Here is a 987-nt window from a genome sequence, read left to right as displayed (position 1 = left end):
GTTCCGGCAGCCTTCAGTGGTCTTTGCAGAGTTAAGACAGGCGGCTTAGCGTTGCACTTCGAACTTGAATCCGCCACATAGCCTTAACAAAAATAAGGTGATATTTGCCTTCGTCGCTGAATTCAGCGCCTCATAAATTATAAGGCGTAATCACCGATACCTTAGAGAACACCTCCGGTTTATCCGAGGCCGGAATAAAACCATGGAATGTCAGCAGAGTACGAAAAATACTGCGCGCATCTTCCTGCAAATCATGCTGAATGACTGCATCCAGCTGACCATGGCGAATTAATCGGCAATTCTCATCGTCCAGATCGTGACCAATAAACACTTTAATATCACGTGCAGCCGCGGTGAATGCGCGACGAATAGCGGCATTGCCACCGCCAACGCAATAAACCGCACCCAGTGCCGGATTATTTTGCAGGGCATATTTCACCGCTAGAAATGTAGGGGCATCAATACCGTAACCGTCGCTGATACGCACCGGATTAAGCTGCGGCGCCATTTCCCGCAGGCCATCACAAAATCCCTGAACTCTCTCTTCTTCACCAAGGAAATGTTTACTGCCGAGCACCACCGCAATATCCCTTTTTTCATCACGCAGCCAGCGTGACATTAAATAGGCCGCCGTCTTTCCGGCTGACTGATTATCCATGCCGACATAACGAAGGCGTTTACTGGCAGGTATATCGGTCACAATGGTCACCACCGGCAGACGATATTTCTGCAACTCTGCGATAGTCTGCACCAGCACCGGACTGTTCTCTGCTTTGAGGATAATGCCATAACTGTCATTGGCGCATTTCAGCATTAAGCGTTTCACTTCCTGCACGCTGATATTCTCAAACAGATGAAAACGCAGATTCAGCCTGAAGGGAGAAAACTGATTAATTTGTTCCACCAGCGCCTGGCGGATTCAAGTTCGAAGTGCAACGCTAAGCCGTCTGTCTTAACTCTGCAAAGACCACTGAAGGCTGCCGGAAC

The 987-nt window shown here is 49.0% G+C and carries 1 protein-coding gene; it reads right to left on the bottom strand.

Features of this window, described 5'->3' with window-relative positions; all coding sequences use genetic code 11:
• Positions 1 to 130: 130 nt before the first annotated feature.
• Positions 131 to 904 carry a substrate-binding domain-containing protein gene (locus tag ACSZO1_RS22480; protein WP_437616603.1) on the bottom strand — a complete coding sequence of 258 codons (774 nt, stop codon included), beginning with the start codon at positions 902 to 904 and terminating at the stop codon, positions 131 to 133.
• Positions 905 to 987: the final 83 nt, after the last annotated feature.

Source organism: Erwinia sp. V71 (assembly GCF_965644245.1).
Lineage (GTDB): Bacteria > Pseudomonadota > Gammaproteobacteria > Enterobacterales > Enterobacteriaceae > Erwinia.
This window is presented reverse-complemented; position numbering and strand designations above follow the sequence as displayed.